The sequence below is a fragment of the Burkholderia sp. BCC1977 genome, assembly GCF_905339595.1.
Taxonomy (GTDB): domain Bacteria; phylum Pseudomonadota; class Gammaproteobacteria; order Burkholderiales; family Burkholderiaceae; genus Burkholderia.
This window is the reverse complement of record NZ_CAJPGQ010000022.1, coordinates 50958-71684: the sequence shown is the minus strand read 5'-3', so window position 1 is coordinate 71684 and position 20727 is coordinate 50958. Positions and strand designations below refer to the sequence as shown.

17 protein-coding genes are annotated in these 20727 nt (G+C 67.6%); 4 read left to right on the top strand and 13 right to left on the bottom strand.

Annotation, left to right across the window (positions count from 1 at the left end):
- Nucleotides 1-49 precede the first annotated feature (49 nt).
- On the bottom strand, nt 50-973 hold the full coding sequence (locus tag U5771_RS19295; RefSeq protein WP_322025454.1) for a LysR family transcriptional regulator: 924 nt from the start codon (nt 971-973) through the stop codon (nt 50-52).
- Nucleotides 974-1040: 67 nt separating this feature from the next.
- Here U5771_RS19295 and U5771_RS19290 point away from each other — a divergent pair, with 67 nt between their 5' ends.
- A complete protein-coding gene (locus U5771_RS19290; protein WP_322025498.1) occupies nt 1041-1658 on the top strand; it encodes a LysE family translocator in 618 nt (205 codons plus the stop codon).
- Between the two features lie 16 nt (nt 1659-1674).
- On the top strand, nt 1675-1875 hold the full coding sequence (locus U5771_RS19285; RefSeq protein ID WP_322025453.1) for a hypothetical protein: 201 nt from the start codon (nt 1675-1677) through the stop codon (nt 1873-1875).
- Between the two features lie 88 nt (nt 1876-1963).
- Here the strand turns inward: U5771_RS19285 and U5771_RS19280 are convergent, their stop codons facing one another.
- Together U5771_RS19280 and U5771_RS19275 are read right to left on the bottom strand one after the other, a co-directional pair.
- Nucleotides 1964-3388: a PLP-dependent aminotransferase family protein gene (locus U5771_RS19280; protein ID WP_322025452.1), complete on the bottom strand. Its 1425-nt coding sequence runs from the start codon at nt 3386-3388 to the stop codon at nt 1964-1966.
- A 718-nt stretch (nt 3389-4106) separates the two neighbouring features.
- Nucleotides 4107-5519 (bottom strand): PLP-dependent aminotransferase family protein, encoded by a 1413-nt coding sequence (locus U5771_RS19275; protein ID WP_322025451.1) that lies wholly within the window; start codon nt 5517-5519, stop codon nt 4107-4109.
- Between the two features lie 231 nt (nt 5520-5750).
- Between U5771_RS19275 and U5771_RS19270 the strand changes: the two genes are divergently transcribed.
- Together U5771_RS19270 and U5771_RS19265 are read left to right on the top strand one after the other, a co-directional pair.
- Nucleotides 5751-6980, top strand: coding sequence for an FAD-dependent oxidoreductase (locus U5771_RS19270; protein WP_322025450.1), 1230 nt, complete (start codon nt 5751-5753; stop codon nt 6978-6980).
- A gap of 36 nt (nt 6981-7016) precedes the next feature.
- Nucleotides 7017-8168: a branched-chain amino acid ABC transporter substrate-binding protein gene (locus U5771_RS19265; protein ID WP_322025449.1), complete on the top strand. Its 1152-nt coding sequence runs from the start codon at nt 7017-7019 to the stop codon at nt 8166-8168.
- A gap of 30 nt (nt 8169-8198) precedes the next feature.
- Here U5771_RS19265 and U5771_RS19260 read toward each other — a convergent pair whose 3' ends face one another.
- From U5771_RS19260 to U5771_RS19215, 10 genes are all read right to left on the bottom strand, one after another.
- A complete protein-coding gene (locus U5771_RS19260; protein ID WP_322025448.1) occupies nt 8199-9110 on the bottom strand; it encodes a hypothetical protein in 912 nt (303 codons plus the stop codon).
- Between the two features lie 60 nt (nt 9111-9170).
- A complete protein-coding gene (locus tag U5771_RS19255; RefSeq protein WP_322025447.1) occupies nt 9171-9494 on the bottom strand; it encodes a TfoX/Sxy family protein in 324 nt (107 codons plus the stop codon).
- A 108-nt stretch (nt 9495-9602) separates the two neighbouring features.
- Nucleotides 9603-11339 carry a site-specific integrase gene (locus U5771_RS19250; RefSeq protein WP_322025446.1) on the bottom strand — a complete coding sequence of 579 codons (1737 nt, stop codon included), beginning with the start codon at nt 11337-11339 and terminating at the stop codon, nt 9603-9605.
- Between the two features lie 111 nt (nt 11340-11450).
- A complete protein-coding gene (locus U5771_RS19245) occupies nt 11451-12716 on the bottom strand; it encodes a nitrate/nitrite transporter (protein WP_322025445.1) in 1266 nt (421 codons plus the stop codon).
- A 15-nt stretch (nt 12717-12731) separates the two neighbouring features.
- Nucleotides 12732-13520, bottom strand: coding sequence for a peptidylprolyl isomerase (locus tag U5771_RS19240; RefSeq protein WP_322025444.1), 789 nt, complete (start codon nt 13518-13520; stop codon nt 12732-12734).
- Between the two features lie 9 nt (nt 13521-13529).
- Nucleotides 13530-14213, bottom strand: coding sequence for a respiratory nitrate reductase subunit gamma (narI, locus tag U5771_RS19235; RefSeq protein WP_322025443.1), 684 nt, complete (start codon nt 14211-14213; stop codon nt 13530-13532).
- 24 nt (nt 14214-14237) lie between these two features.
- A complete protein-coding gene (gene narJ / locus U5771_RS19230) occupies nt 14238-14933 on the bottom strand; it encodes a nitrate reductase molybdenum cofactor assembly chaperone (protein ID WP_322025442.1) in 696 nt (231 codons plus the stop codon).
- Nucleotides 14930-16459 (bottom strand): nitrate reductase subunit beta, encoded by a 1530-nt coding sequence (gene narH / locus U5771_RS19225; protein WP_322025441.1) that lies wholly within the window; start codon nt 16457-16459, stop codon nt 14930-14932. The genes narJ and narH overlap by 4 nt, the downstream gene beginning before the upstream one ends.
- Nucleotides 16456-20226, bottom strand: a complete 3771-nt coding sequence (locus U5771_RS19220) for a nitrate reductase subunit alpha (RefSeq protein ID WP_322025440.1) — start codon at nt 20224-20226, stop codon at nt 16456-16458. The genes narH and U5771_RS19220 overlap by 4 nt, the downstream gene beginning before the upstream one ends.
- A 210-nt stretch (nt 20227-20436) precedes the next feature.
- Nucleotides 20437-20721, bottom strand: a complete 285-nt coding sequence (locus U5771_RS19215) for a hypothetical protein (RefSeq protein WP_322025439.1) — start codon at nt 20719-20721, stop codon at nt 20437-20439.
- Between the last annotated feature and the right edge of the window lie 6 nt (nt 20722-20727).

The window sequence follows — 20727 nt, the reverse complement described above, 5'->3', positions numbered from 1 at the left end:
GCCATTTTTTTTGGTGTCGCCGACGCCGTAAAACGGTCCGGCTCACACGTCAGACCATCGCCTTCAGCCAGTCGAGCAGCATCGACTGCGCGCTTCCGTCGTTCACAGGCTCCGGCGTCAGCAGACAATAGTGCGAACCGTCCTCGACGAAACCCATCGGCGCAACCAGGACACCGCTTTCGAGGTCATCGCGAACGAGATGCCACGGACCGATCGCGACACCCAGCCCCGCGACGGCCGCCTGAAGGCTGAAATAGAAATGGTCGAACACCTGCCCGCGTCCGCCGCCCGCCGGTTGGCGCGCGGCCGTCGCCCATTCCTTCCATGCGTCCGGCCGTGTCCGGGTATGCAGTCGCGGCGCGCTCCGCTTCAACGCGCGGTCATGCCGACTGCCGGAAAACCACGTATCGACCTTGTCGGGCCGGCACACCGGACCGACCTTCTCCGCGAACAGTCGCTCCGCTTGATAGCCGGCGGGCCACGCAAAGTCATTGCGGCGAATCGCCATGTCGATGCCGTGGTCGAACGAGAACGGGCCGCCCGCCGCGGCGAGATGGATATCGATGCCCGGGTAAGCTGCCTGAAAATCCGGCCAGCGCGGAATCAGCCAGCGCATCAGCAGCGTCGGTTCGCACGACAGCACCCAACGCTGCGCGCGGGCCGCCTCGGTCCGCAATTCATGCGCAGCCTGTCTCATCAGATGCAGGCCGTCATGGACGGCCTGCGCCAGCTTGCGGCCCGCTTCGGTCAGGAACACACGACGACTGCGCCGCTCGAACAACGCCACGCCCAGATCGTCCTCGAGCAGACGCACCGCGCGACTGACGGCGCCGTGCGTCAGATGCAGTTCATCGGCGGCCCGGCTGAAATGCTCATGGCGCGCCGCTGCCTCAAAGCAGCGCAGGGCCATCAACGACGGCAGCTTGGCGCGCACTTCATGTGAGTCAGGCTCACCATTCTGGTCAGAAATCATCGTTTTTCCTGATGAACCGTGATCCCTAATATTGACGCATCACGATGAATTTCAAAAGGATGACGCAATGACGGAATGGATAGTCGTAGTCACCATCACGCTGCTGGCCGTCATCAGCCCCGGGCCGGATTTCGCGATGGTCACGCGCAACAGCCTGATGCTGTCGCGCCGCTCGGGCTTGCTCACCGCGTGGGGAATCGGGCTGGGCGTGACGGTGCACGTGAGCTACACGCTGCTCGGCGTCGGTTTGCTGATCCGCCAGTCGCTGTGGCTCTTCAATGCCGTCAAGCTCGTCGGCGCGCTCTACCTGATCTACCTCGGCGCGAAGATGCTCGCGGCCAAACCCGTGGACGGCCGCCCCGCGACGCAGGCAGCGCCGCTGTCGGATCTGGCGGCGCTGCGCACCGGTTTTCTGACCAACGCGCTGAATCCGAAAACCACCGTGTTCATCGTCAGCCTGTTCATGCAGGCAGTCCGCCCCGACACGCCATTACCGGTGCAGATTGGCTACGGCCTGTTCATCGCGCTGGCGCACGCGGGCTGGTTCAGTCTCGTGGCGCTCTGTTTCTCCGCCGACGCCGTCCGCGATCGCTTGCTGTCCGTGCGTCACTGGATCGATCGCACGTTTGGTGTGTTGCTCGTCGGCTTTGGCGTGATGCTGGCCGTCGCGCGCGGCAGCCGCTGAGCCGCGAGCCGTCGGCTTGATCGACGTGCGCCGCTTCCTCGACATGCCGTCGCGCGCGTTCCGCACGGCGCTGATCGAGGCGACCGGCGTGATGTTCACGCCGGGCAGCGCGCTCGACATGGAAGGCTATGTGCGGATCGGCTATGCCAACAACCGGACCGTGTTCGAGCAAGGGCTCGCACGCGTGTCCGGGTTTCTGCGCGTGAAGGCCGGCTGATCGCGGCGCGCCGACGCCCGGGCCCGCGGCTCAGCCCGGATATCGGTATCGCACGGGCCGGTGCACGCGACGCGCACCGGCCTTCGCTTCATCGCATGCACGAGGCCGCGAGCTTCCCGACCGCGATCACCGCCTGCTCGATCTCCGGCGACCACGGGCTGCTGTAGTTCAGCCGGATGAAGTTCCGGTAGTTGTCGGTGATCGAGAACATGTAGCCGGGCCCGATCGTGATCCCCTGCTCCAGCGCGAGCTGGTACAAACGCATCGCATCGACCTGCGCCGGCAATTCGACCCACAGCACGTAGCCGCCGGCCGGGCTCGAGATGCGCGTGCCCTCCGGGAAGAACCGCGACACCATCGCGCGCATCAGGTTCGCCTGCTGCGCATACGCCTTGCGCAAGCGCCGCAGATGGTGCTCGTAACCGTCGCGTTCGAGAAACTCGGCGATCGCGAGCTGAGGCAGCGACGGCGTCGCCAGCGTGTTCAGGAACTTCAGCTTCTCGACCTGATCGCGATACCGGCCCGGCAATGCCCAGCCGATCCGGTAGGCGGCCGTCAGGCTCTTCGAGAACGACGCGCAGTGCAGCACGATTCCGTTGCGATCGTAGGACTTCAGCGTGCTCGGATGCGCATCGCCGAAATACAGTTCGTTATACACACCGTTCTCGATGATCGGCATGTCGACGCGGGTCGCGAATTCCACCAGTTCGCGCTTGCGCTCGTCGGGCATCTGGAAGCCGAGCGGGTTCTGGAAGTTCGGCATCACCATGCATGCCGCGATCGGCTGCGACTTTGCGATCGCCGCCAGCGCCGCGATGTCGATCCCGTATTCCGGATGCGTCGCGACCTCGATCGCCTTCATCCCCATCCGCTCGATCGCGTGCAGCATCGCGTAGAACGTCGGCGACTCCACCGCGATCGTGTCGCCCGGTTTCGCGACCGCCTGCAGGCACAGGTTGATCGCCTCCGTCGCGCCGACCGTCACGATGATCTCGTTCGGATCGACCGACATCCCGTTTTCCAGGTAGCGCCGTGCGATCTGCCGGATCAGGCGCGGATGGCCCGGCGGCAGCCCGTCGGTCACGCCCCACAGCGACTTGTCGCGGCCGGCCGCATATGCGTAGCGGTTCAGCTTCTCGAACGGAAACAGGCTCGGGTCCGGATACGGCGAGCCGAGCGGCACCGCGTCGTCGGTACCGATCGAGCGCAACGTCGACAGCACGAGCCGGCTCATGTCGACCGACGACGAGATCGCGATCGGCTTCGACGGCCGCAGCTCGCGCACCGGCGCATGGTTGTCGTCGCGCCGCAGGTTCACGAAGTACCCCGACTGCGGGCGGCTTTCGAGCAGCCCGCGGCTTTCGAGCAGCAGATACGCGTGCAGCACGGTCGTGATGCTGATCCGGTGCTGCTGGCTCGCCTGCCGCACCGACGGAATCCGGTCGCCGTGCCGGTACACGCCCTGGCGGATCAGGCGTTCGATGTCGTCCGCGAGTTTTTCGTAGAGCTTCATCGCAGGCTCCCCGCCGGCCTGCGCATGCGCGCCGCCGTCCCGTGCGCGTCCGATACGCGCGTGTGCTGCCCGTCGACCGGGCTGTCGTGATGCCTGATTGCTCCCTCCGGTTTTGCCTTTTCCATCGCAGTGGCTCGCTTTTGAAGATGCGCCGGGAGGCCCGTGACGTCTGGGCCTGCGGCACTGTGCACTTGATGATTGAATCTTAAAAGCAGAACAGTTGGCACGGAGTACACACATCGGATACGCACACAAGAGTACAGTTCAGCGCGAATTGGCGATTTCGGGCGAACTGTACGTCTTAGGAATTGATGCGGTGGCTGGGGAGTCGAGGGCGGGACGGTGTGATCGCGCAGTTGCGTCTGCGGTATCCGGCAATGCAGCAAGGGCCCGGGAGGGATGGGCCGCGGCGACCCGCGATCCGTACCGCCGTGAAAATCGCGCCAGAACGCCGCGGCGACTCGCACGGCCGTCGGCGTGCGTCTTGACGGTCGAGCAATCGGGCCCGGATGAGGTGCGGCCGCGGTCCGATGAGGACAACCAACTCGGGCCGTTCGCTGACGCCCGGCGTGGGGATCGACATCGGCCGGCCCGATACCGGCAGCGAACCGCTAGCCGCCACCGCTGCACGCGAGGTCGTGCCCGCGTTACGGCGCCGCGCGGCTGCCGCGGCGGATCGCCGAAGTCGTCGCTGGGTTGCCCGACCGGGCGGCGCGCGTCAGATCGAACCGAACAGCGCGCGCGGCCGGTCCTTCAGCGTGCCGGCCAGGATCCGCAGCCCGTTCACGAGCTCGTCGCGCGTCGCCGGGCACGCGAGGTTGATGCGCACGCCGTGCTCGATTTCCGCGCGATCGACCGCGAACGTCGACGACGGCATCACGATCACGCCACGCGCCTTCGCGTTCGCGGCGAAATCGTCGGCCCGCCACGGCGGCGGCAGCCGCAGCCACACGAACATGCACGCGGGATCCGACTTCAGGTGACCGGCCGGCAGCAGTTCCCGCGCAAGATCGACGCGCGCGCGGATCTCCGCCAACTGCGCGCTCATGATCCGCTCGGCGGTGCCGTTCTCGATCCACACCGTCGCGATCAGCATCGACGTCGGCGCGGGCATCCACGCGGTGGTGCGCACCGCTTCCGCGCACAGCGCGACGCTGTCGCGCGGGCAGCTCAGGTAGCCGAGACGCAGCCCGGGCGCGAGGATCTTCGACGTCGCGCCGATATGGAACGTCAGCTCGGGACACAAGCCCGCGATCGCCGGCAGCCGGTCGCGCACGAGCGGCCCGTACACGTCGTCCTCGATGATCGTCACGTGATGGCGGCGCGCGACGTCGACGAGCGCCATGCGGCGCGCGAGGCTCATCGTCGTCACGGTCGGGTTCTGCAGGTTCGGCACGACGAAGATCGCCTTGACGGGCATGCGCTGGCAGATCCGCTCGATCTCGTCGGGCAGCAGGCCGTCGTCGTCGGCCGGCGCGCTGACAATCTCGAACTGGAACACGGGCGCGAGCGCCTTCAGGCCGTAATACGTGAGCCGGTCGGCGACGATCACGCCGTCGGTGCCGATCAGGCTGTTCAGCACCGCATAAAGCCCGTGCTGCGCGCCGCTCGTGACGACCACCTGGTCGCGCGACGGCGTGAAGCCCGGCGCGGCCAGCCACTGCGCGCCCGCGGCGCGCGCCCAGTCGGGGCCCTGCGGCGGCTGGTATTCCTGCAGCGAGGCGAAACGCGGATCGGCCGGCAGCGTGCCGAACGTCTGCGCGAGGCTCGCCAGGAACTCGCCGGTCGCCGGCCGGTTCACCGTCAGGTCGATCACCCCGTTGCCCGCCGCGAGCGACGCACGGGCCGGCTCGATGCTCGGCATCGCGCCGCCGGTGACGAGCGACCCGCGCCGCTTGCTGCCGATCACGAGGCCGCGCAGCTGCAGCTCCTTGTACGCACGCGACACGGTCGACACGTTGATGCCGAGCTCGGTCGCGAGCTGGCGCTGCGGCGGCAGGCGGCTGCCCGGCGGGTACATGCCGTTGCGGATTTCCGCCTCGATCGAGCTCGATACCTCGACATAGGTCGGCCGCTTCGCCTGCGCCGGCGCGTCGCCGTCGCGCTCACCGGAAAGTTTGTCTGCTGCCATGTATCGCCTTCGCCCACACAAAAAACGTTTGTCTGCCGTTTAAACCTGTCCAGCGATTGTATATGACATCCCCTTCCGGTCAAACGTCTGCCGAAAAGTCTGTCGAATCAGCCAATTGGAATCGGGTAAACGCTAGCGCCACACAATCGATTTTTGATTGCACACAAAAATTTACTGTGTGATTCTTGATCCCATCTTTGTGTGAATCAGGTGTGGTGAAGGAGAGGCGTCATGGCGAACATCGCCATCGTGGGGGCAGGCTTCATCGGACTCGGCGCGGCGGCCTGGCTGCAGCGCGACGGGCATCGCGTCACGCTGTTCGATCCGGCCGGCGTCGGCCATGGCGCGTCGTTCGGCAACGCCGCGACGTTCGCGCCGTATGGCTGCGTGCCCGTCAACGGCCCGTCCGTGTTCCGCGACATGCCGCACTTCCTGTTCGCCGCCGACAGCCCGCTGCGCATCCGCTGGCCTTACCTGCTGCGCGGCGCGCCGTGGCTCGCGCGGTTTCTCGTCGCGTCGACGCCCGCGCATCACGCGCGCAGCGCGAGCGCGCTGGCCGCGCTGCTGACGCGCGCCGCCGACGGCTATGCGCCGTTGCTCGCGCCGTCGCGGCTCGCGGCATTCGTGCGGCCGCGCGAATGCCTGTACCTGTATGCCCGGCAGGCGTCGTTCGACGCCGCGCAGCCGTCGCTCGCGCTGCGGCGCCGGCTCGGCGTGCCGTTCGACACGCTCGACGCGGACGCGATCCGCCGGCTCGAGCCCGCGCTCGCGCCGATCTTCACGCGCGGCGTGCTGTTCCACGGAAGCTGGCATTTCTCCGATCCGTGCGGGTTTCTCGGCGAACTGTTCGCGCATCTGGCAACCGGCGGCGCGACGCTCGAACGCGCGCAGGTCGAACGGATCAAGCCCGTCGGCGACGGCGTGAACCTGCATGCGGGCGGCGCCGTGCGCTGCTTCGATCATGTGGTGATTGCCGCCGGCGCCCGCTCGCGCGCATTCGCCGCCGCGTGCGGCGACCCCGTGCCGCTCGATACCGAGCGCGGCTACCACGTGCAGTTCGCCGCGCACGAGCAGATCGTCACGCGGCCGGTCGGCTGGGCCGAGCGCGGGTTCTACATGACGCCGCTCGACGAAGGATTGCGCGCGGCCGGCACCGTCGAACTCGGCGGCTTCGACGCCGGCATGAACCGCTCGCTGGTCGCGCTGCTGACCCGCTCCGCGCGCGAAGCGCTGCCATCGCTCGGCACCCCGACGCGCAGCTGGCTCGGCTTTCGGCCCACGCTCCCGGACGGCGTGCCCGTGATCGGCCGCGCGCGGCGCAGCGCGCGCGTGATTCACGCATTCGGCCACCAGCATCTCGGCGTCACGCTCGCCGGCATCACCGGGCGGATCGTCGCCGATCTCGTCGCGCAACGCGCGCCGCCGCTGGATCTCACCCCTTACCGGGCCGCGCGGTTCTGACGCGCGCCACGACTTCCACCACTGCAAGGAGGCATCATGAATCGTCGTAACTGGCTGGCATGGCTGGCCGTCTGCTCGATCGGCACGGTCACTGCGTCCGCGCAGGCCGCCGACCCGGAAACCGTCAAGATCGGCTTCGCCGGCCCGCTGACGGGGCCCGTCGCGCGGGTCGGCAAGGACCTGCAATACGGCGCGCAGCTCGCGCTCGACGAGGAGAACGCGAAACACCCGACCATCGGCGGCAAGCCCGTGCGCTTCGTGCTCGACGTGCAGGACGACCAGGCCGATCCGCGCATCGCGATCCAGGTCGGGCAGAAGCTCGTCGACGACGGCGTGGTCGGCGTGATCGGCCACTACAACTCGGGCTGCAGCATCCCCGCGTCGGCCGTCTACAAGCAGGCGAACGTCGCGATGATCACGCCCGGCTCGACCAATCCGCAACTGACGATGCAGGGCTTCAAGAACGTGTTCCGCACGATGGGGCACGACGGCGTCGGCGGCGTGGTCGCCGGACGCTTCGCGGTCGAGCAGCTGAAGGCGAAACGGATCGGCATCATCGACGACCGCACCGCCTTCGGCCAGGGGCTCGCGGACGCCTTCGAGAAAGGCGTGAAGGACGCGCACGGCAGCATCGTCGGCCGCGAATACACCAACGACAAGGCCGTCGATTTCCGCGGCATCCTGACCACGATGAAGAGCAACAACGTCGACCTGCTGTTCTTCGGCGGCCTCGACGAACAGGGTGCGATGCTCGTCAAGCAGATGCGCTCGCTCGGCATTCGCGCGCAGCTGTTCGGCGCCGGCGCGCTGAAAAGCAATGCGTTCCTGAAGATCGCCGGCAACGCGGGCGAAGGCACGCAGGATCTCGAGCCGGGGCCGGCGCTCGACAAGCTGCCGTCCGCCATCGCGTTCGCGCAGCGCTACAAGGCGCGCTTCAACCAGGACGTCGAGCTGTATGCGCCGTTTGCGTATGACGCGGCGCTCGCGATGATCGCGGCGATCCACAAGGCCGATTCGGTCGACCGCGGCAAGATCGTCGCCAGCCTGCCGGGCGTATCGGTCACCGGCGTGACCGGGAAGATCTCGTTCGACGAGCGCGGCGACCTGATCAAGCCGCCCTACACGCTGTTCCGCGTCGAACAGGGGCAGTGGCACAGCATTCGCACGGTCGGCGGCGCGTCGAACTGATCGACGCCGGGCAGCGCGCGGCAGGCGGCGTCATCGCGCCGCCTGCTGCCGCTGCACCTCCTGCGCCTTCATCTGCAGATACGCGCCGCGCTCGACTTCGTGCAGTTGCTGCGGATACTGCTCGGTCGCGTCGAACCAGCGTGCGAGGCGCTGGTCGAGCGGCTTGTCGAGCGTCGCGAGATACGTGTCGATCGCGAGGTAGTAGCGCATCGTGTTGCGCTCCAGCAAGCCGCGCACGCCGCCGATGTATTGCGGCTGCGCGGCCGATGCGCCGCTCGCGACCGTGAACCCGACCTTGTCGCTGCCGACCGTCGCGAGGTAGGTCTTCATCGCCATGCGGCCGACCGTGCCGAAGCCGTACGAATACGTGAGGTGCAGGAACGTGCGCGATGCGCCGACCGGCACGGCCTCCAGCGCGATCCGGTAGTTCCTGGTGCCCATCGGGCCGCTGTCGGCGGTCAGGTCGACCTGGAAGTAGTCGGGTGTTGCGGCGGCCACACCGTAGCGGAACTGCACGCGGTAGGTATCCGACAGCTTCTGCTCGATCTTGCGGCCGAGGTTCACGTCGAGCACCGGACCGTCGCTGCCGGTCGATGCATGACAGTACTTCGTGTTCAGGTGCAGGATCAGCACCGCGCACCAGTTCGCGGGGCCTTGTGCAGGATCGTTGAGCTTGCCGTTCACGACGGAGAACGGGTAGTCGACGACCGCGTAGATATCGCCCTTCAGCGATGAAGATGCCTCGGACGATTCGAGGTACAGCGGGCGGTGGAACGGGTTGTTCTTCAGTTGCTCGCCGAGGCTGTGGTAGCGGTCGAGCAACGCCGCCGCGCCGTCCGCGCCGAACGACAGCGCGCTCCAGCCGACGCAGAGCGCCGCGACGAGCGCGTGCCAGGCGCGGCGCGCGTGGCGCGCGGCTTGCGGGTGTGTGGATGTCTCCATTCTTGTGCTCCAGCGGGGGGCGCGGTGGTCGCGCACATGGTTCACAGAATACGCCGATCGCTATCGGCCCCGCTTCACCGGCACCGGCAGTTGCGCGGCCGTGATCCGGATCAGCGTCGACAGCCATTCGCGGTCGTCCCAGCGCTCGCCTCCGATGACGAGATGCGGCTTCGCCGTCGGATACGGCGGACCTTCCTCGCACGCACCGAGAAACGCACGCCCGTCGGGCGTCGGCTTGACGAACAACCGGTCGTCGCACACCAGCGCGACCATCTTGCCGTCGCAGTAGATGCCGAATTCGCCGAACATCTTGCGGGCCGACACGGTGCCCGCCGCAGCCATCTGCTCGACGATGAAATCGACGGTTCCCTGACTCGATGCCATCCATGCGCTCCGTGATCGAATAAGCGTTCTGACCGTCACCGATGCGGTGTCGTTCCGTTCAATCCTCGCGCAATCGCGCGTGCGCCCTGCTCCCCCTGCTCCCCCTGCTCATTTGTCAGCCGAAAACGCACTCGACATCTGCCGCGCCCGCTTCACATCGTCCCCGTGCAGATAAATCGACGTCGTCGAAATCGACGCATGCCGCAGGTTGTCGCGCACCGTCGTCAGCTCCGCGCCTCGCGCGAGCGCATGCGTCGCATGCGTATGGCGCATCCAGTGCGGGCTCGCCTGCCGCAGCTTCTGCGCGAGCGCCGGGTTGTCGTCATCGACGCGCGCGGCCGTCTGCACGAAGAAGCGCTGCATCACCTTCCACAGCCGCACGCTCGTGATCCCGGCCGCCCCGTCTTCCGCGAGGCTCGGAATCAGCGGCGTATCCGGCCGCCAGCGCACCGGCGTCACCGGCAACCGCCGCGCGACCAGATGACGATCGAGCGCCGTGCGCGCGAGCGGCGGCAGCGCGACGCGCGCGGCCTTGCTGCCTTTGCCGATCACCTTCAGCCACGCATCGCCGTGCGCGTCCGTGTCGATGTCGCCGAGCGTCGCGCCGACCAGTTCGCTCGCACGCAGCCCGGTCGCATAGCCGAAATCGAGGATGAAGCGCAGCCGTTGCGCGGCGGCCGGCGTCCAGCCGGACTGCGGCGCGTCGGGCGACGCGCGCTTGCGAAACTCGAGCCCGTCGGCGATCGTGCGCACCAGCAGCCACTCGCCTTCGGTGAACGCGTGCGACGTGTCGAGCGCATTCGCGCCGCGCGTGTCGCGCACCTTGACGCCCGCGAACGGATTCGCGAGCAGGTAGCGCTGGTCGATCAGCCAGCGGAACAGCGCGCCGAGCACCGACAGCGTGTACGCGGCCGAACGCGCGGACAGCCCGCCCGAAAACGGCCGCCAGTCGGGCGCGCCGCGCGGTCGCACCGGGCCCACCCAACGCTCGTGCGGCGTCGGGGTGCGCAGGAACGCGCGATACGCGACCGCATCCTCGGTCGTCAGCGACGACAGCGCGCGCCCGCGCTCGACGATCGCCCACAGGATCAGCCGCTCGGCCTCCTTCCGGTATGCGCGGCGCGTCGCGGCCGATTCGTGCAGCGACAGCCACGCGTGCACGGCCGCGTAATCGTTGTCCGCGTCGAGCGTGCTGGTTGCGCGCGGCGCGCGGAACGTGCCGTTCGATCCGTCGACTTCGTGCGGCAGCTTCAGCTGCTCCCATGGCACGATGCCGCTGCGCGGCGTCGCCGCGATCAGCGCGCGCGCCCGCTCGGTCAGGTCCGGATGCGCGGAAAAGAACGCTTCGATATGCCGCGCGCTCGCCATGCCGAGCCCCGCGATCGCGCGCCACCACTGACGCCGCCGCGGAATCCGCACGGTCAGGTCGGCCAGCGTCGCGATCCCGTGCGCACGGAGCGCGGCGACCGCGCGCGCCGGCAGCCACAAACCGACGTCGTCGCTGATCTGCGGCACCGGCGCGCGCGCATGGCGCAGCACGCCGATCGCATCGGTCGCGGCCTTCGCCATCTGGATGCGCGCGCTGTCGGCATGACCGAGCTGCTCCGCGAGATCGGGGCGCCCGGCCTGCCGCGCGACGCGCACGAGGCGACGACGAATCCCGCCGATCACGCCGCGCGCCGAGCGCCCTTCGCCGAGACGATCGGGCAGATAGCGCTCGACCGCCTGGCGCACGGTCATGCCCGCATACCACGCACGCAGCGCGGCCAGTTCGTCGGCGTCGGGAAAGCCCGCGGGCGCAGGCGCGGAATCGGAGGAAGGCGGTGAGGCGAGGCGCGGTGTCATGGGCGCCAGTTTGACAGAACCGAGGACGCTCGAAAACGCCTCGAGCGCTATCGGCCTCGTGCGCGACGCCGGACACGCCCGGCATCGCGCAACCGCCTCGAACGGAACCCGTCAGCCGGTGACGCGCGTGCGCCGCACCTCGGACAGGTAGATGAGGACCAGCGACACCCACACGATCCCGTACAGGAACATGAAGCAGGTCGTGCGCACGCGCAGCAGGTCGAGCAGCGCGCCGAACAGGATCGGCAGCAGGAAGCCGCCGAGCCCGCCCGCGAGGCCGACGATGCCCGTGACGACGCCCATGTTGTCCGCGAAGTCGTCGGCGACGTACTTGAAGGTCGACGCCATCCCGAGCGCGAACACCGCGCCGAGCACGAAGGTCAGCGCGACGAAGCCGGCCACCGGCATCGCGAGGTTCAGCGTCGCGGTGCCGTCGATCGTGTGGATCACGAAGTCGGTCGCCGGATACGACAGCAGGAACAGCGCGATCCACGCGACCCACAGCCCCCACCACGTGACCGCATGCGCGCCGAAGCGGTCGGACAGCGCGCCGCCGAGCGCGCGCAGCACGGAGCCCGGCAGCGAGAAGCCGGCCGCGAACGCGGACGCCATCACGAGCGACATCCCGTATTCGCTCTTCAGGTACTGCGGGATCCACAGCGACAGCGCGGTGAAACCGCCGAACGTGATCGAGTAGTACTGGCACAGCCGCCACACGCGCGGATCGCGCAGCACCTTGAACGCATCGAGCCACGAGCCGCCGCGCTTGCCCGCGCCCGGATCGGGCGCCGACGCGACCCAGAAGATCACGGCCGTGACCAGCAGCGCGACCGCGTAGACGCGCGGCACGAAACGCCAGCCGTACGCGTCGAGCAGCAGCGGCGTGACGAACAGGTTGACGGCCGCGCCGCACGTGCCCGCGCCGAACACGCCCATCGCGAGCCCGCGCCGCTTCGGCGGGAAGAAGCGCGCGACATACGGCGTGCCGACCGCGAACGACGCGCCGACGCAGCCGAGGAACAGCCCGATGAACAGGAACTGCCAGAGCTGCGTCGCGTAGCTGACGATATAGACGGGAATCGCGCACACGACGAGCAGCACCGTCATCACGATGCGGCCGCCGAAGCGGTCGGTCCACGTGCCGAGCGGCAAGCGCATCAGCGCGCCGGTCAGCACGGGCGTCGACGTGAGCAGGCCGAATTCCGTGCTGCTCAGGCCGAGATCGCTGCGCAGCTGCACGCCGAGCACGCCGAACATCATCCACACGACGAAACACACCATGAACGCGAGCGTGCTCGCGGCCAGCACCGACCACGCGCGCAGCGGGATGGGCTGCGTGTCGGCGGCCAGGCCGACGTTACCTTGTTGAGTTGCCATACACAAAACCTCGTTTCATTGGACGAGCGGCCCGTTCGCGCCGTCGAAGGTCACGCCTTCGACGCGCGCGCCGCCCGCGAGTATCGCCACGTACTGCCGCATCGCCCGCTGCCGCACGCGTTCCGACAGGTACGCGGCGATCTGGCCGGCGGCTTCGTCGAACGGCACGACGTCGCCCGGCACGCGGCGCTCGATGCGCACGATGTGGAAGCCGAAGCGCGTATTGACGAGTTTCGGCAGCACGCCGAGCCCGTCCGTATCGAACAGCGCGGCCTCGAATTCCGGCACGGTGTCGCCGCGCAGCAACTGCCCGAGGCTGCCGCCGACTTGCGCCGACGGGCAATTCGACGATGCGCGCGCAACCGCTTCAAACGTCTCTGGCGCGGCCACCACGTCGGCGAGCGCGCGTTCCGCGCGCTGCCGCAGCGGCGCGAGCGGCACACGCTCGGTCACCGCGAACAGCACGTGGCTCGCATAGACGATGTCGTTGCGGCGAAAGCGCGCCGGATGCTGCGCGTAGTAGCGCTCGCAATCGGCGCGATCGGGTTCGGGCACATGGGTCAGCTCGCGTTCGAGCAGCGCGTCGACCGCCGCGTCGTCGAGCGGTGCGCCTTCGTCGATCAGCGCGAGCGACACCGCGCGCTGCCGCAGCAATTCACGTACCGCGAGCGCATGCCGTGCCGCGTCGAGCGGATCGGGTGCGTCGCCGTGATGCTCGGCCTCGGCCGCGATGGCCGCCTCGTCGATCGCGACGCCGTTGATCGTCAGCGGCGCCGTCGCGACTTCCGAGAGTACGTCGTTCATGCCGCCTCCTCAGCGCTTGCGCACGAGCTGGTACGGCCGGATCAGGTACGCGACCGATGCGATGCCGCTCCAGATGTGCACCATCCGCGTGAACGGCGACACGAGGAAGATCGTGAAGCCGAGCAGGATATGCAGCCGGTACGTCAGCGGCACGCCGACCAGCAGGCTCGCGATGTCCGGCCGGAACGTGACGACGCCCTTCACGTAGTCGGTAAGCTGCTCGAACATCGCGCCGTCCATGTGGCGCGTCGACAGCACGACGGTGCCGAGCCCGAGCGCGAGCTGCACCCACAGCATCAGCACGATCAGGATGTCCGACTTGCGGCTGTTCCTGCGGATGCGCGGATCGCCGAGGCGGCGCCAGATCAGGAGCGTCAGCCCAATGATCGCGGCGACACCGGCCGCACCGCCCGCCACCATCGCGACGAGCTGGTGCCCGGACGCCGACAGGAACGGCGACACGAGCCAGTGCGGTGCAAGGAAGCCGCCGAAGTGCCCGAGCACGACGACCAGCACGCCCCAGTGGAACAGGTTGCTGCCGAGCCGCAGCATCCCGTGGCGCAACAACTGCGACGAATCGCTTTTCCACGTGTATTGCTCGCGGTCGAAGCGGATCAGGCTGCCGACCAGCAGCACCGCGAGACAGATGTACGGGTAGATCCCGAACAGGAACTGATGCAAGTAAGCGTTCATGTCTTTCCCCTGTTGGGCCCGCGCCTACGCGCCGCGGGCCGGCCGCTTGTCGTGGAACCGCACCGTCTGCCCGGCCGGTGTTGCCGCGCCGACGAAGCGCACGGCTTCGTCCGCATACGACGCATCAAGCGCGCGGTAGTCGTCGGCACTCGGCCGTTCGGCGGCGACGTCGTCGTCCGCGGCCGCCGGTGCGTCGGCCGGCGCGAGGCCGGCCATCGGCAGCAGCGCGCCGACGACGAAGCTGTAATGGCTGCCGCGCTGCGCGAGCTGGCCGGCCAGCGCGCGCAGGATCTCGCCGGTCTCGCCGAGCAGATTGCGCGCGTCGGGCGCCGGCAGCCGCGACAGGTATTCGAGAAACACGGGCAGGTAGTCGGGCAACTCGCCCGGGTTCAGCGCCAGCCCGTGCCGCTCGTACATCTGCAGCAGGTCGACCATCGCCTGCCCGCGGTCGCGCGATTCGCCGTGCACGTGCTCGAACAGGTGCAGCGAGGTCGCGCGGCCGCGATCGAACAACGCGACGTAGTTCTCCTGCAGCGTCAGCAGGTCGCGCTCGCGCACGTACGCGAAGAACCGGTCGAGGCCCGCGCGCACCGCCTTCGGCATGCGCGCGCGTTCGTGCAGGTGGGCTTCGATCGAGTCGAGCACGTCGACGAGCGCGTCGTCGGGATAATCGAGCAGCGCCGCGAACGCCGCGTAGGTCGGATCGGGTGCGGTGCTCATCGGGACGCCTCGTGGATCGGAATGGTTTTCGTGCCCTTCTTCGGGCTGAACAGGCTGCCCTCCGAACGGCCGTCGGAACAGCCGTTGCCGAACGAGAAGCCGCACGATGCACGCAGGTCGTACGCGTTCTCCGCATACTCGCGGTGCGTCGTCGGGATCACGAAGCGATCCTCGTAGTTCGCGATCGCGAGATAGCGGTACATCTCCTCGACCTGCGCGAGCGACAGCCCGACCTGGTCGAGCACGCCGCGCGCATCGATGCCGTCGACATGACGCGCGCGCATGAACGCGCGCATCGCCAGCAGCCGCTCGAGCGCGAGCTTCACGGGCGCCTCGTCGCCGGCCGTCAGCAGGTTCGCCAGATAACGCAGCGGAATGCGCAGCGATTCGACGTCCGGCAGGTAGCCGTTCATCCCGAGCGCGCCGCTGTTCGCGGCCGAGTTGATCGGCGACAGCGGCGGCACGTACCAGACCATCGGCAGCGTCCGGTATTCCGGATGCAGCGGGAACGCGATCTTCCAGTCGATCGCCATCTTGTAGGTCGGCGAGCGTCGCGCGGCGTCGATCCACGCGGCCGGCACGCCGTCGCGCTCGGCCTGCGCGATCACGGCCGGATCCTCGGGATCGAGGAACAGCGACAGCTGCGCTTCGTACAGGTCCTGCTCGTTCTCCGCGCTGGCCGCTTCGCTGATGCGGTCGGCGTCGTACAGCAGCACGCCGAGGTAGCGGATACGGCCCACGCAGGTTTCCGAACACACGGTCGGCTGGCCGGCCTCGATGCGCGGATAGCAGAAAATGCACTTCTCGGCCTTGCCGCTCTGCCAGTTGTAGTAGATCTTCTTGTACGGGCAGCCCGACACGCACATGCGCCAGCCGCGGCACTTGTCCTGGTCGATCAGCACGATGCCGTCTTCCTCGCGCTTGTAGATCGAGCCCGACGGGCACGACGCGACGCAGGCCGGATTCAGGCAGTGCTCGCACAGGCGCGGCAGGTACATCATGAAGGTGTTCTCGAACTGACCGTAGATCTCCTTCTGCACCGACTCGAAGTTGTAGTCCTTCGCGCGCTTCTCGAACTCGCCGCCGAGGATTTCCTCCCAGTTCGGGCCCCACTCGATCTTCTCGAGCCGCTGGCCGCTGATCAGCGAGCGCGGCCGTGCAACCGGCATCGCGCGCGTGTTGCCGGCTTCCTGCAGATGGCCGTAGTCGAACGTGAACGGCTCGTAGTAGTCGTCGATCTCGGGCAGGTGCGGGTTCGCGAAAATCTGCGCGAGCAACCGCCACTTGCTGCCGAGGCGCGGCTCGATCCTGCCGTCGGCGCGCCGCTGCCAGCCGCCGCGCCAGCGGTCCTGGTTCTCCCAGTCCTTCGGATAGCCGATGCCCGGCTTGGTCTCGACGTTGTTGAACCACGCGTATTCCATCCCTTCTCGGCTGGTCCACACGTTCTTGCAGGTCACCGAGCAGGTATGGCACCCGATGCACTTGTCGAGGTTCAGCACCATCGCGATCTGTGCACGTACTTTCATGACGTTTCTCCTGCGCGTACGGGCTGTGTGGTCGGATCGACCGCGGTCTCTTCTCCGTCGAGCCAGTCGATCCTGCTCATCCTGCGCACGATCAGGAACTCGTCGCGATTCGAGCCGACCGTGCCGTAGTAGTTGAAGCCGTACGACAGCTGCGCGTAGCCGCCGATCATGTGGGTCGGCTTCAGCGCGATGCGCGTGACCGAGTTGTGAATGCCGCCGCGCGTGCCGGTGATCTCGGAGCCCGGCGTGTTCACGATCTTCTCCTGCGCGTGGTACATCATCACCATCCCGGACGGAATCCGCTGGCTCACGACGGCCCGCGCGCACAATGCGCCGTTCGAGTTGTAGCACTCGATCCAGTCGTTATCGACCGCGCCGATCGCCTTCGCGTCGTCCTCCGACATCCACACGATCGGGCCGCCGCGCGACAGCGTCAGCATCAGCAGGTTGTCCGTGTACGTGCTGTGGATCCCCCACTTCTGGTGCGGCGTCAGGAAGTTCAGCACGCGCTCGGGATTGCCGTTCGAGCGCTTGCCGACCATGTGCGCATAGCTGCCCGTGTCGACCGGCGGCTTGTACGCGCACAGCGACTCGCCGAACCCGCGCATCCACGGATGGTCCTGGTACAGCTGCTGACGTCCCGTCAGCGTGCGCCACGGCACCAGCTCGTGCACGTTCACGTAACCGGCGTTGTACGACACGTGCTCGGATTCGATCCCGCTCCATGTCGGCGACGAGATGATCTTGCGCGGTTGCGCCTGGATGTCGCGGAAACGGATCTTCTCGTCCTCGCGCGCGGCGGCCAGGTGCGCGTGATCGATGCCGGTGATGCCGGACAGCGCGCGCCATGCCTTCACCGCGACTTCGCCGTTGGTTTCCGGCGCGAGCGCGAGGATCACCTCCGCCGCGTCGAGCGCGGTGTCGATGCGCGGGCGCCCCTGTGTCGCGCCGTCGGCGACCGTGTAGTTGAGCTGGCCGAGCAGCTGCACTTCGTCCTTCGTATCCCAGCCGATACCCTTGCCCGCATTGCCGAGCTTGTCCATCAGCGGGCCGAGCGACGTGAAGCGCGCATAGGTGTTCGGATAATCGCGCTCGACCGCGATCACCGCCGGCATCGTGCGGCCCGGCACCGGCTCGCATTCGCCGCGCTTCCAGTCCTGCACGTCGAACGGCTGCGCGAGTTCGCCCGGCGTATCGTGCGCGATCGGCGCGAGCACGACGTCGCGTTCGACGCCGAGATGCCCGTCGCACAGCTCGGAGAAGCGCTTCGCGATCCCCTTGAAGATCTCCCAGTCGCTCTTCGATTCCCACGCGGGATCGACCGCGGCCGACAGCGGATGGATGAACGGGTGCATGTCGGACGTGTTCATGTCGTCCTTCTCGTACCACGTCGCGGTCGGCAGCACGACGTCCGAATACATGCAGGTGGTCGACATCCGGAAGTCGAGCGTGACGAGCAGGTCGAGCTTGCCGCGCGGCGCTTCGTCGTGCCACTTCACTTCCTCCGGACGGGCGCCGCCCGTCGCGCCGAGATCCTCGCCCTGCACGCCGTTGGTCGTGCCGAGCAGATGCTTCAGGAAATACTCGTGGCCCTTGCCCGACGAGCCGAGCAGGTTCGAGCGCCACACGAACAGGTTGCGCGGGAAGTTGTCCGGTGCGTCCGGGTCCTCGCACGCCATCCGCAGCATGCCGGCCTTCAGTTGCCGCGCGACGTCGGCGCCGGCCTGCGTCGGGTCGCCGAGACTCGCGCCGACCTTCAGCGGATTCACCGCGAGCTGCGGCGCGGACGGCAGCCAGCCCATCCGTTCCGCGCGCACGTTGTAGTCGATCGGCGATCCGTGGAACTGCGTCTTGTCCGCGAGCGGCGACAGCAGCGCGCTCGGGTTCATCGTGTCGTAGCGCCACTGGTCGGTGTGCGCATAGAAGAACGACGTCGCGTTCATGTGCCGCGGCGGCCGGTTCCAGTCGAGCGCGAACGCGAGCGCGGTCCAGCCCGTCTGCGGACGCAGCTTCTCCTGGCCCACGTAATGCGACCAGCCGCCGCCCGGCTTGCCGACGCAGCCGCACATGATCAGCATGTTGATGATCGCGCGGTACGACATGTCCATGTGGAACCAGTGGTTGATCCCCGCGCCGATGATCACCATCGACTTGCCTTGCGTCTTGTGCGCGTTCTCCGCGAACTGCCGTGCGACCGAGATCACGTCCGCGCGCTTCACGCCGGTGATCGTTTCCTGCCACGCGGGCGTATAAGGCAGATCGTCGTCGTAGCTCGCGGCCACGTCGCGCCCGCCCAGCCCCTGGTCGAGCCCGTAGTTCGCGACGAACAGGTCGTAGACGGTCGCGACCAGCATCTCGCCGTCGCGCGTCGCGACGCGCCGCACGCCGATCCGGCGCGACAGCTCGGAGCCGTGCTGCGTCGAATTGAAGTGCGCGTGCGGCTGGTTGCCGAAGTACGGGAACAGCACGTCGACCACGTCGTCGTGCGCGGCCGTGCAGGACAGCCGCGGCGACAGCGCCGCGCCCTTCGACGTCTCGCCGCGCAGGTTCCACTTGCCCTTGTCGGCATCCGCCTGTTGCCCCCAGCGGAACCCGATCGAGCCGACCGGCACGACGAATTCGCCGGTCGCGTCGTCGATCATCACGGTCTTCCAGTCCGGATGCGCGGCCTCGTCGAGCGAATCGTCGAAGTCGGACGCGCGCACGAGACGCTCGGGCACGTAGCCGTCGCCGTGCGGCACGAGGCGCACGAGCGACGGCATGTCCGTATAGCGCTTGCAGTAGTCGATGAAGTAGTCGCTCTTTCCTGCAAGGTGGAATTCCTTGAGGATCACGTGACCCATCGCGAGCGCGAGCGCCGCGTCGGTGCCCTGCTTCGGATGCAGCCACAGGTCGCCGAACTTCGCGCCTTCCGAGTAGTCGGGAAACACCGACACGACCTTGGTGCCGCGATAGCGCGCCTCGACGAGGAAGTGCGCGTCGGGCGTGCGGGTCTGCGGGACATTCGAGCCCCACATCATGATGAACGTCGAGTTGTACCAGTCGGCCGACTCCGGCACGTCGGTCTGCTCGCCCCAGGTCTGCGGCGATGCCGGCGGCAGGTCGCAATACCAGTCGTAGAAGCTCAGGCACACGCCGCCGATCAGCGACAGGTAGCGCGAACCTGCCGCGTACGACACCATCGACATCGCCGGAATCGGCGAGAAGCCGACCACGCGATCGGGGCCGTGCCGCTCGACCGTGTAGACGTTGGCAGCCGCAACGATCTCGTTGACCTCGTCCCAGCTCGCGCGCACGAAGCCGCCGAGCCCGCGCCGGCTCTGGTACGAACGCCGCGCGTCGTCGTCCTCGACGATCGAGCGCCATGCGTCGACCGGCGCAAGCGTGCGGCGACGTTCGCGCCACAGCTTCACCAGCGCGCTGCGCACCATCGGATGCTTGAGCCGGTTCGCGCTATACAGATACCAGGAGTACGAAGCGCCGCGCGAGCAGCCGCGCGGTTCGTGGTTCGGCATGTCGGGGCGGGTGCGCGGGTAATCGGTCTGCTGGGTTTCCCAGGTGACGATCCCGCCTTTCACGTAGACCTTCCACGAGCACGAGCCCGTGCAGTTCACGCCGTGGGTCGAACGGACGATCTTGTCGTGCTGCCAGCGCAGCCGGTAGCCGTCCTCCCATTTTCGGTCCTCGTCCGTGACAGCGCCGTGTCCGTCGGAGAATGTTGGCCTTGTGGTGGAGAAATAACGCAATCTATCCAGGAAATGGCTCATGGGGATCTCGTTTTTTTCCGGTCTTTTGGCAGACCATGGTTATTTAAGGAGGTGAAATACCGGTTGTAAAGGACGATCGATCGTCGGCCAATACGCCGATGGGGTCACCGGTCAGTCATAGTGTGGTCGGAAACCACATATCACGACTTGATATAAATCACCGTATTGTTTATTGTCCGTGGTGACCGCTTCCGGGACGCCTGGACTGTGTCAGCGATCGCCCGGGCTGCTTGCCGCGGACGATCCTTCTTTGCCCCTTCGAGATTCGATTCCCGTATTTCGCTTGCGGCGCTGCATTGCCGCGCGCGACTCTGCAGCGCTGGCGGATCGCCATTCGCCATCGTCACCGTGCACACGCACGCGGTCACCGTGAATCTGGATCACGGCTTCGTCCCCCCATGCGTCGCGAAGCCGATTCAACCGCATCACCTGACTGCGATCGAGCCAGAACAGAGCGGTCGACGCCGCCGCGCCCCACCAGGGTGCCTTGCTCATGGGACA